Raw genomic sequence first — 13,891 nt, 5'->3', positions numbered from 1 at the left:
TTACAACAGCAGCTGGTAGAGCCAGGTCTCGGAGAGGGTCTGGTCGCCGTTCTTGAGGAAGAGGCGCAGGTCCACCGGCCCGTTGCCTTCGGGCGTGTAGTCGAACTGGGCGCGCCAGTGGCCCGCCACGTTGTTCGGCACGGCCTCGGTAAAGACGTACGAGAAGCTGCCGCGGGCTGCGCTCAGCACCGCCTCGGGCTTCACGCCGAAGGGCAGGTTGGCCAGCGGCCCACCCAGGAACTCGACCATGAACTTGCGCACGCCCTGCGGCCGCGGCTGGCCCGGCACGCCGCCCCGGCCGATGCGCGTGGCCACGCAGCGCGCCAGCGGCGAGGGGAAGGGTTCGTCTGCAACCCAGTGCAGGCGGTAGCGCAGGTCGTAGTTGGCGCCGGCCACGGCCTTGGCCTTGGGCACCCAGAACGCGCCGATGTTGTCGTGGATCTCGTCGTCCGTCGGAATCTCGACCAGTTCGACCGCGCCCTCGCCGAAGTCGGACAGCGGCTCGACCCACAGGCTGGGCCGCTTGTCGTAGTTCACGCCGTCCAGGTAATGGTCGAAGTTGCGGTCGCGCTGCATCAGGCCGAAGCCCTTGGGCGACTTGTCGCCGAAGGCCGAGACGCCGGTGCCGGCCGGGTTGTTGAGCGGACGCCAGATGCGTTCGCCGCCACCGGTCCACAGCGCCAGGCCGTCGGAGTCGTGCACCTCGGGGCGCCAGTCGATGCCGCTGGGCTTGAGCTTGTCCGAGTACCAGTACATCGAGGTCAGCGGCACCAGGCCGAGCCGCGCCACGTCCTGGCGCAGGAACAGCTTGCAGTCGATCTCCATGGTGACCGCCTGGTCGCGCCGCATCTGGAAGCGGTAGGCGCCGGCGATGCTGGGGCCTTCCAGCAGCGCATGGACCACCACTGTGTCGCTGCCGTCGGCGGGCGGCTCGAACCAGACCTGCGTGAAGGCGGGAAATTCCTCGTTCTTGCCGGCCACGGCCACGTCCAGCGCCACGCCGCGCGCCGACAGGCCGTACTGGTACAGGCCGCCGATGGCGCGGAAGTACGAGGCACCCAGGAAGGCCACCCAGTCGTTGCCCTGCCACGGCAGCTTGGTCTGGTCGCCGCTGCGGCTCTCCTGGAAGCGGAAGCCCGCGAAGCCCGCGCCCTGGGGCAGTGCCTTGGCCGGGCTGTCGGCCGGCATCTCGAAGTAGGCCGGGTCGTAGAGGATCTCGCGACCGCGCGCGCCGCTGCCGGCCTTGTCCAGCACATGCATGTGCACGGGCGTCTGGAAGTAGCGGCCCATGTGGAAGAAGGTGACGGGGAAGGGCCCCGGCCCGTCCTTGAACAACGCGAAATCGGTCTTGTACTTCAGCTTGCCATGCGCGTCGTAGTCAATGCGCTCGAGCACATCGGCGGGCAGCGGCGGCGGCGGTGCGTACGGCTTGGCGGCGAGTGCGCGGGCGCGTGTGACCAAGCTGTCGAAGGAGAACGGTGTGGCCGGGCCGAGCTTGAGGCCGGCCTGGGCCATGGCCTGGGGCGACAGCCCGAGTGCGGCCAGCGCGGCGGTGGTGCCGCCGGCTGTCAGAAGGGTTCTGCGGTGCAACATCGGACCGAATGTACCGGAGCCGCAAGCCCTGTCCGAGAGGGCCCGCCGGCGATGGGCGATTGGGCGACGGCGGGTCGCGGCTTGCGCCTACACCGGTGCGGTCAGCACGGGAGAACAGGGGAAGGCTCAGTCGTCCAGGCTGTCGTGCCGGCCGCGCTGCAGCGGCGCTTCTGGCGGCGGGAGCGGACTGCGCAAGGCCGACTCGCCACGCTCGGTGAGACCGAAGATCACGGCCTCGCCCTCTTCACCGAAGGCGGTGTTCAAGGGCCCCAGCGGGACCGATGCGGTGATGTATTCGGCAGCCTTGAGCACGCGAACCTTGTCGACATCGCTGGCCTTGCGCACCAGCAAAGGGAAACGGGCCCGTTCGAGCCGGGCGAGGTAGTCCAGCGGCATGGGTTCCTCCGTAAGCGCGTAGTCAGCCAATTGTGCAGGCGGCCCGACCGCTTGCCCCGCATTTTTGTGTAACGGCCTTGGTGCCGGTTGGGCCAATGCGGGCGCCGTCAGCGCGTCTGCCAGAAGCCTGCGTGCGTGGCCACCATCTCGGCCGCGACGGCGGGCACCGGGCCGACCACCGCCACCGTGCGCTGCCCGCGCGCGAACACCTCGCGGCAGGGCAGGGACAGCGTGGGGTTCTCCGGATGGTCGCCCGTCAGTGCCAGCAGCGCAGACTCTTCGGCACCGTAGACCACGCGGCCGATGCCGGCCCAGTAGACGGTGCCCGCGCACATCGCGCAGGGCTCGAAGGTGGTGACCAGCGTGCACTGCGCGAGGTAGGCGCCGGGGTAGTTGTCCGCAGCGTGGCGCGCGAGCGTGGACTCGGCGTGGTTCACGGTGTCGATGTTGCCCTGCTCGGCCAGCACGGTCTCGCCGTCAGGCGCGACCAGCAGCGCGCCGAACGGGTGCCGCCCCATGGCCATGGCGCGCCGCGCGACGGTGTCGGCGCGGCGCAGCTGGCGGACGGCCTGCTCCTCGGTCATCGGACTCACGCGTTCTGCGAGCCGCGGTGTGCCCAGCCCGTCGTGTGCTTCTCGACGAAGCTGAACAGCTCGTACATGAGCATCGCCATGGCGCCCACCACCAGCAGGCCGGCGAAGGCCAGGCCCATCTGCATGGACGAGCCGGCCGAGATCAGCAGGTAGCCGATGCCCTCGTTGGCGGCCGTCATCTCGGACACCGTGGTGCCGACGAAGGCCAGCGTGATCGCCACCTTGAGCGAGCCGTAGAAGTACGGCATGGAGCGCGGCAGGCCGACCTTGACGAGCACGTCCCAGCGCTTGGCACCCAGCACGCGCAGCACGTCTTCCAGTTCGGGCTCCAGCGTCGCCAGCCCGGTGGCGATGTTGACCATGATGGGGAAGAAGCTGATCAGGAAGGCCGTGAGGATGGCCGGCCCGACACCGATGCCGAACCACACCACGAGGATGGGCACGAACGCCGCCTTGGGCAGCGCGTTGAAGGCCGTCATGAGCGGGTAGACCGCCGCATAGGCCAGGCGCGAGGAGCCGATCAAAAAGCCCAGCAGCACGCCGACCACGATGGCAAGGCCGAAGCCCGCCATCGTCACCCAGAAGGTGCGCCAGGCGTGGCCGGCGATGATGGCCTTGAACTCCCAGAACTGCTCCCAGATCCGCAGCGGACTGGGGAAGATGAACTCGGAGACGTTGAAGGCCGCGCAGAGGATCTGCCACAGCGCGACGACGACGAACAGCAGCAGCCAGGGCGACCAGGCTTCGACGGTTTTCTTGTGCATGGAATCGATCGGGTCAGACGGGCAGGGCGGTATCGGCGGGCTTGGCTGCACCGCTGCGGATGGCGCCGATGTGGCTGCGCAGTTCCAGCACGATGTCGGTGAATTCCTTGGTGTAGGTCACCTCCAGTTCGCGCGGGCGTGGGAGTTCGATCTCGCGCTTGACCACGAAGCGGCCGGGGCTCTTGCTCATCACGTACACCGTGTCGGCCAGGAACACCGATTCGCGCAGGTCGTGCGTGACCAGGATCACGTTGAACTGCTGCTCGGTCCACAGGTCGCGCAGGATGCACCAGAGCTCCTCGCGCGTGAACGCGTCGAGCGCGCCGAAGGGCTCGTCGAGCAGCAGCATCTTGGGCTCGTGGATCAGTGCGCGGCAGATGCTGGCGCGCTGCTGCATGCCGCCCGACAGCTGCCAGGGGAACTTGTCCTCGTAGCCGGCCAGGCCAACCTTTTGCAACAGCCGGCGCGCGCGCTCGACGTACTGCTTGCGCTTTTGCTTGAAGGTGGAGCGGTAGGGCTCGACGATCTCCAGCGGCAGTAGCACGTTGTCGACGGTGGTGCGCCAGGGCAGCAGCGACGACGCCTGGAACGCCATCCCCGAGATCTTGAGCGGCCCCGTGACGGGCTGCCCGTCGATGAAGATCTTGCCCATGGAGGGCATCTTCAGGCCCGTGGTGAGCTTCATGAAGGTCGACTTGCCGCAGCCCGAAGGCCCGACGATGGCGATGAACTCGCCCTTCTTGACCTTCAGGTCGATGGCTTCGACGGCGAAGTGGTTCTCGCGCAGCAGCTGCTCGTTGTAGGCCAGCCAGACATCGCGGAAATCGACGAACGGGGTGTCCGCTTCCATCACTTCTTGGCCGGGGGCAGGACGTTGAGCTCGGCGGCGCTGGGCAGGAAGCTGCCGTTCCACACCGCTTCGGGGTTCACGCGGGTCTTGGTGCCGAAGGCGTCCGACACCTGCGAGGCCATCAGCGACAGCCGGCCCGGGTTGACCTGGCCAAAGCCCTCGGCGCGCGCGTTGGGGCTGGCGACGACGGTGTCGATGGCCAGCTGCAGGCGGCGCGTTTCCAGCGCCGTGTTGACGATGCCGTCGCGCGCCTTCACGTACTCGATGGCGGCGGGCGGGTTGGCCATGACCTCCTTGGCGCCCTTGGCGAAGGCCACGAGGAAGGCCTTGATGGCGGCCGGGTTCTCCTTGACCATCTTCGGCGATGCGATGACGACGTTGCCGTACAGCTTCACGCCGTACTGCGGGTAGGGCAGCACCACCACGTCCTCGACCTTGGCGCCGCGCGCCTCCAGGTTCAGCAGGGAGGTGAAGGTGAAGCCCGTGATGGCGTCGATGTCGCCGCGCACCAGCATGGTCTCGCGCAGCGGCGGGTCCATCGCGGTCCACTGCACGTTGCCCACGTTGTTGGCCTTGGCGAAGATCGGGAAGGCGCGGCGGCCGGCGTCGAACACCGGGGCACCGAGCTTCTTGCCGGTCAGGTCGGCCGGGGTCTTGATGCCGCTCTTCTTGAGCGCCATGACCGAGGCCGGTGTGTCGTTGTAGACCATCATCACCGCGACCGGCTTGTTCGGCGCGTCGGGGTTGTTGGCGTGGAACTCCATGAGTGCGGCCAGGTCGGCGAAGCCCATGTCGTAGGCGCCCGAGGCCACGCGCGTGACGGTGCCGCCAGAGCCGTTGCCTGCATCGATGGCCACGTCCAGGCCGGCGGCCTTGAAATAGCCCTTGGCGGCCGGTTGCAGGAACAACGCAGCGGGGCCCTCGAAACGCCAGTCGAGCTGGAACTTGATCGGTGTGGTCTGGGCCTGGGCGGCCGGCAAGCCCAAGGCGAGTGCGGAGGCGGCGAGGAAGCTCTGGAGCAGGTGGCGCTTGTTCATCGGTGTCTCGAAGTCGAAAGTCCGCGATTTAAGCAAGTAGGGTGCCTGCACGCCATTGGTGCCAGCCCCGACGACACAAAAGAAAACGCCCCACCATGGGGTCCCATGGTGGGGCGTGGTGTGCCGCAGTGGTGCGTTACTTGGCGATGTTGGCGTCGGCCACGGCCAGGGCGGTCATGTTGACCACGCGGCGCACCGTGGCGGACGGCGTCAGCACATGGGCCGGCTTGGCGGCGCCCAGCAGGATGGGGCCCACCGTCACGCCATTCGCGCCGGTCATCTTGAGCACGTTGAACAGGATGTTGGCTGCGTCCAGGTTGGGGCAGATCAAGAGGTTGGCCTCGCCGGTCATCGTGCTGCCGGGCAGCGTGCTGCGGCGCACGTCCTCGGACAGCGCCGAGTCGCCGTGCATCTCGCCTTCGGATTCGATGTCGGGTGCCAGCTTGGCGAACAGCTCGCGTGCCTCGCGCATCTTGCGTGCCGAGGCGCGCTCGGAGGTGCCGAAGTTCGAATGCGACAGGAAGGCCACCTTGGGCGGCAGGCCGAAGCGGCGCACCTCTTCGGCGGCCATCAGCGCGATCTGCGCCAGCTGCTCGGCCGTGGGGTCGTCGTGCACGCTGGTGTCGGCCACGAACAGCGTGTACTTGTCCAGCGTGAGCGCGTTGACGGTGGCAAAGCCCGGGCCGCCCTTCTGCGTGCCCAGCAGCTGGTCGAGGATCTTCAGGTGGCTGTCGAAGCGGCCGACCAGGCCGCACAGCATGGCGTCGGCATCGCCCAGGTGAACCATCAGCGCGGCGATGGTGGTGTTCGAGCGGCGCACCATGGCCTTGGCGGCCTCGGGCGTGATGCCGCGCCGGCCCATCAGCTGGTGGTAGGCCTCCCAGTACTGGCGGAAGCGCGGGTCGTTCTCGGGGTCGACCACCTCGGCGTCGATGCCGGGACGCAGGTGCAGGCCGGCCTTCTTCACGCGCGCGGCGATGATGTCCGGGCGGCCGATCAGGATGGGTTTGGCCAGGCCTTCGTCCACGGCCAACTGGGCGGCGCGCAGCGCGCGGTCGTCCTCGCCCTCGGCATAGGCCACGCGCTTCTTCGTGGCCAGCTTGGCGGCCGTGAACACCGGGCGCATGAACATGCCGGTGTGGTACACGAAGCGCTGCAGGTGCTGGGCGTAGGCGTCCAGGTCTTCGATGGGGCGCGTGGCCACGCCGGAGGCGGCGGCGGCCTTGGCCACGGCCGGTGCGATGCGCAGGATCAGGCGCGAGTCGAACGGCGTGGGGATGATGTAGTCCGGCCCGAACGACAGCTCCTTGCCGGCGTAGGCCGTGGCCACTTCCTCGCTGATGTCGGCCTTGGCCAGTTCGGCGATCTCGCGCACGCAGGCCAGCTTCATCTCCTCGGTGATCTTGGTCGCGCCGCAATCCAGCGCGCCGCGGAAGATGTACGGGAAGCACAGCACGTTGTTGACCTGGTTCGGGTAGTCCGAACGGCCGGTGGCGATGATCACGTCGGGCCGCACGGCCTTGGCCAGTTCGGGCCGGATCTCGGGTTCCGGGTTGGCCAGCGCCAGGATGATGGGCTTGTCGGCCATCGTCTTGACCATGTCCTGCGTGAGCACGCCGGCGGCCGAGCAGCCCAGGAACACGTCGGCGCCGTCGACCGCGTCGGCCAGCGTGCGGGCCAAGGTGTCTTGTGCGTACTTTTCCTTGGAGACGTCGAAGCCGCCCGGGCGGCCGTGGTAAATCACGCCCTTGGAGTCGACGGCGTAGATGTTCTTGCGCTGCACGCCCAGGCCGACCATCACGTCCAGGCAGGCGATGGCGGCGGCGCCGGCGCCGGAGACGGCCACCTTCACGTCCTCGATCTTTTTGCCGACCAGCTCCAGGCCGTTGAGCAGGGCGGCCGACGAGATGATCGCCGTGCCGTGCTGGTCGTCATGGAACACCGGGATGTTCATGCGCTCGCGCAGCTTCTGCTCGATGTAGAAGCACTCAGGTGCCTTGATGTCTTCCAGGTTCACGCCGCCCAGCGTGGGTTCCATGGCGGCAATGATCTCCACCAGCTTGTCGGGGTCGTTCTCGGCCAGTTCGATGTCGAACACGTCGACGCCGGCGAACTTCTTGAACAGGCAACCCTTGCCTTCCATCACTGGCTTGGAGGCCAGCGGGCCGATGTTGCCCAGGCCCAGCACGGCCGTGCCGTTGGTGATCACGCCGACCAGGTTGCCGCGCGAGGTGTACTCGGCCGCCAGGCTGGGGTCGGCCTCGATGTCCAGGCAGGGGTAGGCCACGCCGGGCGAGTAGGCCAGCGACAGGTCGCGCTGGTTCAGCAGCGGCTTGGTGGGCGTGACGGAGATCTTGCCCTTGCTCGGGAAACGGTGGTAGTCACGCGCGGCGTCGCGCAGGGCCTGCTCGGCAGGGGACAGTTCTTTGCTCACTGGGAACTCCTCGGTGTGTAACGCTGGCCGGGTGGCGGCGGGCCGGGGGCCCTGCCGCTACGCGGGGCGCTAGCCTACCCCATGCGCACGGTGCTTCCGAGCGTGGCGTTATAGGGAATTACCAGTTGCCTCTATACGAGTTGGATGATGTGGCTGCGTCGGCGCCGGCGCAGAATGCCCGCATGATGACGCCCCCCCCGCTCGACGACTGCCTGGACCGCCTTGCACGCGAGGACGGCGTGCTCGTGCAGGTCGAGGCCACGCAGGGCTCGGCCCCGCGCGAGGCCGGCACCTGGATGGCGGTCTGGCGCGGTGCGCTGACCGGCACCATCGGCGGCGGCCAGCTGGAGTACCAGGCCATCGCCGCCGCGCGCGCGCTGCTGCAGGGGCAGGGCGGCTCGGTGGCGCAGAACGCCGTGGTGCGCTATCCGCTCGGGCCCACGCTGGGCCAGTGCTGCGGCGGCGTGGTGTTCCTGCGGTACCGGCGCATCGGCGCGGCCGATGCGGCGTCGCTGCGCGGTGCCCTGGCCGACCGGCTGGCACCGGTGGCGCTGTTCGGTGGCGGGCATGTGGGCGGCGCGATCGTGCGCCTGCTCGCGGGGCTGCCGTATGCCGTGCGCTGGATCGACAGCCGCGATGGCGTCTTCCCGCCTGCCTTGCCGGCACAGGTGGAGACCGAGCACAGCGAACCCGTGCAGGACGCCGTCGCCGCGCTGCCTGCGGGCTCGCGCGTGCTGATCATGAGCTTCAGCCACGCCGAGGATCTGGACATCGTGATCGCCTGCCTGCAGCGCCTGCGCACGCGTGGCGACCTGCCGTTCGTGGGCCTGATCGGCAGCAAGACCAAGTGGGCCACGTTCCGGCACCGGCTCGAGGCGCGCGGCTTCACGGCCGAGGAGCTGGCGCGCATCACCTGCCCGATCGGCGTGCCCGGCATCACGGGCAAGGAGCCCGAGGTGATCGCGGTGGCCGTGGCGGCGCAGCTGCTGCAGGTGGCCCCGCCCCAAGCCCTGCCGGCCGCGGCAGCGCTTCAGGCGGCCGGCGCGCGGTAGGCCAGCACCTTGAGGCTGCGCTCTTCGTCGGCATCGGCGAAGGCAGGCGGGTTGGCGACGCGCTCCACGAACTGCAGCTCCGGCGCCTGCTCGGCCATGTGGCCCGTCAGGAAGTCCACGCCCAGTTCCGGTGCGTTCAGGCACAGCAGCGCGTGGCCGCCCGGCATCAGCAGGTCGGGCAGCCGGCGCATCACGCGCGCATAGTCCTTCGTCGCGACGAAGCTGCCTTTCTGGTAGCTGGGCGGGTCGACCACGATGAGGTCGTAGGCGCCGCCGCGGTTGATCTTGCCCCAGCTGCTGAACACGTCGTGCGCGGCGAAGCTGGCACCGGCGGCCACGCCGTTGAGCTGGTGGTTCTGCTGGCCGATGGCCAGCGCGGCGCGGCTCATGTCCATGTTGAGCACCTGGCCGGCGCCGGCCAGCCGCGCCACGACCGAGAACGCGCAGGTGTAGGCGAACAGGTTCAGCACGCGCATGCGCTGCGGCGCGGCGTGCGCAGCCACGGTGCGGTGCACCCAGGCGCGGCCCGCCGCCATGTCGGGGAACAGGCCGTGGTTCTGCCCGCGCAGCAGGTGCACGAGGTAACGCGCGCCGTGCTCTGTCACCACGTGGGGATCGGGCACGCTGCCGGCCATGAGCCGGGTTTCGGCCGGGCCGCTGGAGGGCCGCGTCTGCAGCACCCAGTTGAGCGGCTGCCCGGGCGCGATGGCGTGCCAGCGCTGGGCCAGCGCATCGCCGATGGCGACCACGTCGGGCTCCGGCAAGGGGGCGAAGCTGGTCAGCAGCCACACGGGCGGATAGGCGTCCAGCACCAGGTGCTCGCAGCCGGGCTGGCGCGCGCCGCGGCCGTGGAAGACGCGTTGGACATCGGTGCAGGGTGCCATCGCTGCGATGGCCTCGAGAAGTGCTTGCATGGTCGTCAAGAGATGGGCGCCGCGCCGGTTCCGGCGGTGGCACAAGTGTTGCTGCGGACGCTTGCGGGTTTACCCGGGGCGTTCATAACGCGCTCCGCATATGCACTATGGTGATGTTGGTATGCCACAAGCCGTATGAACCGTGACCATCCACTACCGGGCGACACCAGCGAGGATCGCCGCCGAAACCATTCCACGAGCATGCACATGAACAGCCCCCACAGCGCGCAGGAAGCCCCCAGCCAGCCGATCCGCTTCTACCACCGCGGCGAGGTCGTCGCGGTCGAGGGCGTGCGCACCACGCGCTCGGTGCTGGACTGGCTGCGCGAGGACGCGCACTGTACAGGCACCAAGGAGGGCTGCAACGAGGGCGACTGCGGCGCCTGCACGGTGGTCGTCGGCGAACTCGATGCACAGGGCGTGCTGCAGCTGGAAAGCCGCAACGCCTGCATCCAGTTCCTGCCCACGCTGGACGGCAAGGCGTTGTTCACGGTGGAAGACCTGCAGGAGCAGTGCGCCGGCGCATGTGCGGCACCGGCACATGGCGGGGCCGAGGCACAGGCGCTGCATCCGGTGCAGCAGGCCATGGTGGAGTGCCACGGCTCGCAGTGCGGCTTCTGCACGCCGGGGTTCGTGATGTCGCTGTGGTCCAGCTACGAGGCCCACCAGCAGGCCGGAACGCGGCCCTCGCGCCAGCAGCTGGCCGACGACCTGTCGGGCAACCTGTGCCGCTGCACCGGCTACCGGCCGATCCTGGACGCCGGCCAGCGCATGTTCGACCTGCCCGCTGTGCGGCTGGACCGCGCGGCCGTGGTGCAGGCGCTGCAGGGCCTGCGCCGCGACGGGGGCCTCGCCTACGCCGCGCCGCTGGCACTGCCCGATGGCCAGCGGCTGGACGCGTTCCACGCGCCCGCCACGCTGGACACGCTGGCTGCGCTGCGCGAAGCGAAGCCACAGGCGCGCCTGCTGGCCGGCTCCACCGACATCGGGCTGTGGGTCAACAAGCAGTTCCGCGATGTCGGTGAACTGATCTACCTGGGCAACGTCGCCGAACTGCAGTGCGTGGAGGAGCGCGGCGACTCGCTCTACATCGGCGCCGGCGCGTCGCTGGAGGCGGCCTGGCGTGCCCTCGTGCAGCGCGCGCCCACCCTGGCCGATGTCTGGCTGCGCTTCGCATCGCCGCCGATCCGCCATGCCGGCACCATGGGCGGCAACGTGGCCAACGGCTCGCCGATCGGCGATGCGCCGCCGATCCTGATGGCGCTGGATGCCGAGATCGAGCTGCGCCGGGGCGCCCGCGTGCGGCGCATGCCGCTCACGGACTTCTACCTCGACTACATGCAGAGCGCCCTGGAACCCGGCGAGTTCGTCCAGGGCCTGGCCGTGCCGCTGGCCGCCTTCGCGCGCCAGGTGCGCGGCTACAAGATCAGCAAGCGCTTCGACTGCGATATCTCGGCCCTGTGCGCCGGCATGGCCATCGCGCTGGACGGCGAGACCGTGGCCAGCGTGCGCCTGGCCTATGGCGGTATGGCCGCCACCGTCAAGCGCGCGGCCCAGGCCGAGGCGGCGCTGCTCGGCAAGCCCTGGACCCAGGCCTCGGTGCGGGCCGCGCAGGCGGCGCTGGCGCTGGACTTCAAGCCGCTGTCGGACATGCGGGCCAGCGCAGACTTCCGCCTGCAGGTCGCCCAGAACCTGCTGCAACGCCTGTGGCTGGAAACCCGGCCCGGCGATCCGCTGCCGGCCAGCGCCACCAGCGTGTTCAGCGTGCTGCCGCATGCTGCGGCTTGAGGTCGATCAGGAGTCCACGATGAACAAACCCATTGCCGAGCATCTGCTGGAGGCGGCCACGGCCTTCGCCAGCTACCAGGACAACACCGCCGCGCGCGTCGATGCCGAAGCCGAGGCGCGCGCCCACGACGCCGGCGCACGCGTGGGCATCAGCCGCGCGCACGAATCGGCCGCGCTGCACGTGGCGGGTGCGGCCACCTACATCGACGACATCCCCGAACTGGCCGGCACCCTGCACTGCGCGCTGGGCCTGTCGCCCGTGGCGGCCGGCCGGCTGCTGGGCATTGACCTGGCGGCCGTGCAGGCCATGCCGGGTGTGGTGCGTGTGCTGGTGGCGGCCGACATCCCGGGCACGAACGACTGCGGCTCCATCGTGCACGACGACCCCATCCTGTGCGATGGCGAGATCCGCTACCTGGGCCAGCCCGTGTTCGCCGTGATCGCCAGCACGCGCGACGCCGCGCGCCGCGCCGCCGCGCTGGCCAAGAAGGTGCTGCAGGTCGAGCCGGCCAAGCCGGTGCTGACGCCGCGCGACGCCCATGCCGGCGGCCACTACGTGGTGCCGCCCATGCACCTGGTACGCAGCACGAGCGGCCGCGATGCCGAGGGCATCCGCGCGGCCATCGCCGCCGCGCCGCACCGCCTGACCGACAGCCTGGACGTGGGCGGCCAGGAGCAGTTCTACCTGGAAGGGCAGATCAGCTACGCCATCCCGAAGGAGGGCGGCGCCGTGCACGTGCACTGCTCCACGCAGCACCCGAGCGAGATGCAGCACCTGGTGGCGCATGCGCTGCACCTGCCGGCCCATGCCGTGCACGTGGAGTGCCGGCGCATGGGCGGCGGCTTCGGCGGCAAGGAGTCGCAGTCCGGCCTGTTCGCCTGTGTCGCGGCGGTGGCGGCGCGCGCGCTGCGCAAGCCCGTCAAGCTGCGGCTGGACCGCGACGACGACTTCATGGTCACGGGCCGGCGCCATTGCTTCTGGTACGAGTACGACATCGGCTACGACGACGAGGGGCGCATCCTCGGCGCGGAGATCAGCATGGTCTCGCGCGCCGGCCATTCGGCCGACCTGTCGGCGCCGGTGATGACGCGCGCGCTGTGCCACTTCGACAACGCCTACTGGCTGCCCGAGGTGGCCATGCACGGCTACTCGGGCCGCACCAACACGCAGAGCAACACCGCCTTCCGCGGCTTCGGCGGGCCGCAGGGCGCCATCGCCATCGAGAACATCCTGGACAGCATCGCGCGCCGGCTCGGCCGCGATCCGCTGGCCGTGCGCCGCGCCAACTTCTACGGCATCGGCGAGCGCAACGTCACGCCCTACCAGCAGACCGTGCAGGACAACATCCTGGAGCCCCTGGTCGGCGAACTGGAGGCCAGCAGCGACTACGCCGCGCGCCGCGCCGCCGTGGCGGCCTTCAACGCCACGAGCCCGGTGCTCAAGCGCGGGCTGGCGCTCACGCCGCTCAAGTTCGGCATCAGCTTCAACGTCAAGCGCTTCAACCAGGCCGGCGCGCTGGTCCATGTCTACACCGATGGCTCCATCCTCGTGAACCATGGCGGCACCGAAATGGGCCAGGGCCTGAACACCAAGGTCTGCCAGGTCGTCGCGCACGAACTGGGCGTGGCCTTCGAGCGCGTGCGCGCCACGGCGACCGACACGACCAAGGTGGCCAACACCTCGGCCACGGCCGCATCGACCGGCGCCGACCTGAACGGCAAGGCCGCGCAGGACGCAGCGCGCCAGATCCGCGAGCGGCTGGCGGCCTGCGCCGCGGCGCGCCATGGCGGCACGCCCGAGCAGGTGCGCTTTGCCAACGACAAGGTCTTCGTCAACGGCCGCGAACTCGGCTTCGACGTGGTGGTGGGCGAGGCCTACCTGGACCGCGTGCAGCTGTGGTCGGACGGCTTCTACGCCACGCCGGGGCTGTCCTGGGACCGCGAGACCATGACCGGCCGGCCGTTCTACTACTTCGCCTATGGCGCGGCCGTGGCCGAGGTCGTCATCGACACGCTCACGGGCGAATGGAAGCTGCTGCGCGCGGACATCCTGCACGACGCCGGCAAGTCGCTGAACCCCGCCGTGGACATCGGCCAGGTCGAGGGCGCCTTCATCCAGGGCATGGGCTGGCTCACCACCGAAGAGCTTGTCTGGCACCCGGAGAGCGGCAAGCTGACGACGCATGCGCCCAGCACCTACAAGATCCCGACGGCCAACGACTGCCCGCCGGTGTTCAACGTGCGGCTGTTCGACCGCGCGAACGTGGAGGATTCCATCCACCGCAGCAAGGCTGTTGGCGAGCCGCCGCTGCTGCTGCCGTTCTCGGTGTTCTTCGCGATCCGCGATGCGGTGTCGGCCGCCGGTGGCCACCGCACCGACCCGCCATTGACGGCGCCCGCCACGGGCGAATCCATCCTGCGTGCGCTCGGCGCCGTGCAGGCCGGCTGACGCGTGACCCACCGGAGCCGG

The 13,891-nt window shown here is 69.6% G+C and carries 11 protein-coding genes; 3 read left to right on the top strand and 8 right to left on the bottom strand.

Annotation, left to right across the window (positions count from 1 at the left end; all coding sequences use genetic code 11):
- The 7 genes from DES41_RS35910 to DES41_RS35880 all read right to left on the bottom strand — a co-directional run bounded on the left by DES41_RS35910 (position 1) and on the right by DES41_RS35880 (position 7,667).
- A complete protein-coding gene (locus DES41_RS35910) occupies positions 1–1,593 on the bottom strand; it encodes an OpgD/OpgG family glucan biosynthesis protein (protein WP_114472480.1) in 1,593 nt (530 codons plus the stop codon).
- Positions 1,594–1,719: 126 nt separating this feature from the next.
- On the bottom strand, positions 1,720–1,989 hold the full coding sequence (locus tag DES41_RS35905; protein ID WP_114472479.1) for a hypothetical protein: 270 nt from the start codon (positions 1,987–1,989) through the stop codon (positions 1,720–1,722).
- 107 nt (positions 1,990–2,096) lie between these two features.
- Positions 2,097–2,573, bottom strand: a complete 477-nt coding sequence (locus DES41_RS35900) for a nucleoside deaminase (RefSeq protein ID WP_114472478.1) — start codon at positions 2,571–2,573, stop codon at positions 2,097–2,099.
- A 5-nt stretch (positions 2,574–2,578) separates the two neighbouring features.
- A complete protein-coding gene (locus DES41_RS35895; protein ID WP_114472477.1) occupies positions 2,579–3,346 on the bottom strand; it encodes an ABC transporter permease in 768 nt (255 codons plus the stop codon).
- Between the two features lie 13 nt (positions 3,347–3,359).
- Complete coding sequence (locus tag DES41_RS35890; RefSeq protein ID WP_114472476.1) at positions 3,360–4,196, bottom strand: ABC transporter ATP-binding protein; 837 nt, start codon at positions 4,194–4,196, stop codon at positions 3,360–3,362.
- Positions 4,196–5,233 (bottom strand): ABC transporter substrate-binding protein, encoded by a 1,038-nt coding sequence (locus DES41_RS35885; RefSeq protein ID WP_114472475.1) that lies wholly within the window; start codon positions 5,231–5,233, stop codon positions 4,196–4,198. Before DES41_RS35885 ends, DES41_RS35890 begins: the two co-directional genes overlap by 1 nt.
- 136 nt (positions 5,234–5,369) lie before the next feature.
- A complete protein-coding gene (locus tag DES41_RS35880) occupies positions 5,370–7,667 on the bottom strand; it encodes an NADP-dependent malic enzyme (protein WP_114472474.1) in 2,298 nt (765 codons plus the stop codon).
- 182 nt (positions 7,668–7,849) lie between these two features.
- Between DES41_RS35880 and xdhC the strand changes: the two genes are divergently transcribed.
- A complete protein-coding gene (gene xdhC / locus DES41_RS35875) occupies positions 7,850–8,719 on the top strand; it encodes a xanthine dehydrogenase accessory protein XdhC (RefSeq protein WP_245966034.1) in 870 nt (289 codons plus the stop codon).
- Here the strand turns inward: xdhC and DES41_RS35870 are convergent.
- On the bottom strand, positions 8,698–9,633 hold the full coding sequence (locus DES41_RS35870) for a class I SAM-dependent methyltransferase (protein ID WP_114472473.1): 936 nt from the start codon (positions 9,631–9,633) through the stop codon (positions 8,698–8,700). The two genes, xdhC and DES41_RS35870, sit on opposite strands and share 22 nt — an antisense overlap.
- Before the next feature lie 207 nt (positions 9,634–9,840).
- On the opposite strand from DES41_RS35870, the gene xdhA reads away from it, so the two are divergent.
- Together xdhA and xdhB are read left to right on the top strand one after the other, a co-directional pair.
- The gene (gene xdhA, locus DES41_RS35865; RefSeq protein WP_114472500.1) at positions 9,841–11,421 is read left to right on the top strand and encodes a xanthine dehydrogenase small subunit; all 1,581 of its coding nucleotides are present in this window, start codon (positions 9,841–9,843) and stop codon (positions 11,419–11,421) included.
- Positions 11,422–11,440: 19 nt separating this feature from the next.
- The gene (gene xdhB / locus DES41_RS35860) at positions 11,441–13,870 is read left to right on the top strand and encodes a xanthine dehydrogenase molybdopterin binding subunit (protein WP_114472472.1); all 2,430 of its coding nucleotides are present in this window, start codon (positions 11,441–11,443) and stop codon (positions 13,868–13,870) included.
- Positions 13,871–13,891: the final 21 nt, after the last annotated feature.

Origin of the sequence: Pseudorhodoferax soli (assembly GCF_003337555.1) — a bacterium.
GTDB lineage: Bacteria > Pseudomonadota > Gammaproteobacteria > Burkholderiales > Burkholderiaceae_C > Pseudorhodoferax > Pseudorhodoferax soli.
This window is presented reverse-complemented; position numbering and strand designations above follow the sequence as displayed.

What these genes read in the sequence shown, in the direction of transcription:
- xdhA (WP_114472500.1), top strand. Translation starts at nt 9,841, where the DNA reads ATGAACAGCCCCCACAGCGCGCAGGAAGCCCCCAGCCAGCCGATCCGC.
- xdhC (WP_245966034.1), top strand. Translation starts at nt 7,850, where the DNA reads ATGATGACGCCCCCCCCGCTCGACGACTGCCTGGACCGCCTTGCACGC.
- DES41_RS35895 (WP_114472477.1), bottom strand. Translation starts at nt 3,346, where the DNA reads ATGCACAAGAAAACCGTCGAAGCCTGGTCGCCCTGGCTGCTGCTGTTC.
- DES41_RS35905 (WP_114472479.1), bottom strand. Translation starts at nt 1,989, where the DNA reads ATGCCGCTGGACTACCTCGCCCGGCTCGAACGGGCCCGTTTCCCTTTG.
- DES41_RS35890 (WP_114472476.1), bottom strand. Translation starts at nt 4,196, where the DNA reads ATGGAAGCGGACACCCCGTTCGTCGATTTCCGCGATGTCTGGCTGGCC.
- DES41_RS35870 (WP_114472473.1), bottom strand. Translation starts at nt 9,633, where the DNA reads ATGCAAGCACTTCTCGAGGCCATCGCAGCGATGGCACCCTGCACCGAT.
- DES41_RS35910 (WP_114472480.1), bottom strand. Translation starts at nt 1,593, where the DNA reads ATGTTGCACCGCAGAACCCTTCTGACAGCCGGCGGCACCACCGCCGCG.
- xdhB (WP_114472472.1), top strand. Translation starts at nt 11,441, where the DNA reads ATGAACAAACCCATTGCCGAGCATCTGCTGGAGGCGGCCACGGCCTTC.
- DES41_RS35885 (WP_114472475.1), bottom strand. Translation starts at nt 5,233, where the DNA reads ATGAACAAGCGCCACCTGCTCCAGAGCTTCCTCGCCGCCTCCGCACTC.
- DES41_RS35900 (WP_114472478.1), bottom strand. Translation starts at nt 2,573, where the DNA reads ATGACCGAGGAGCAGGCCGTCCGCCAGCTGCGCCGCGCCGACACCGTC.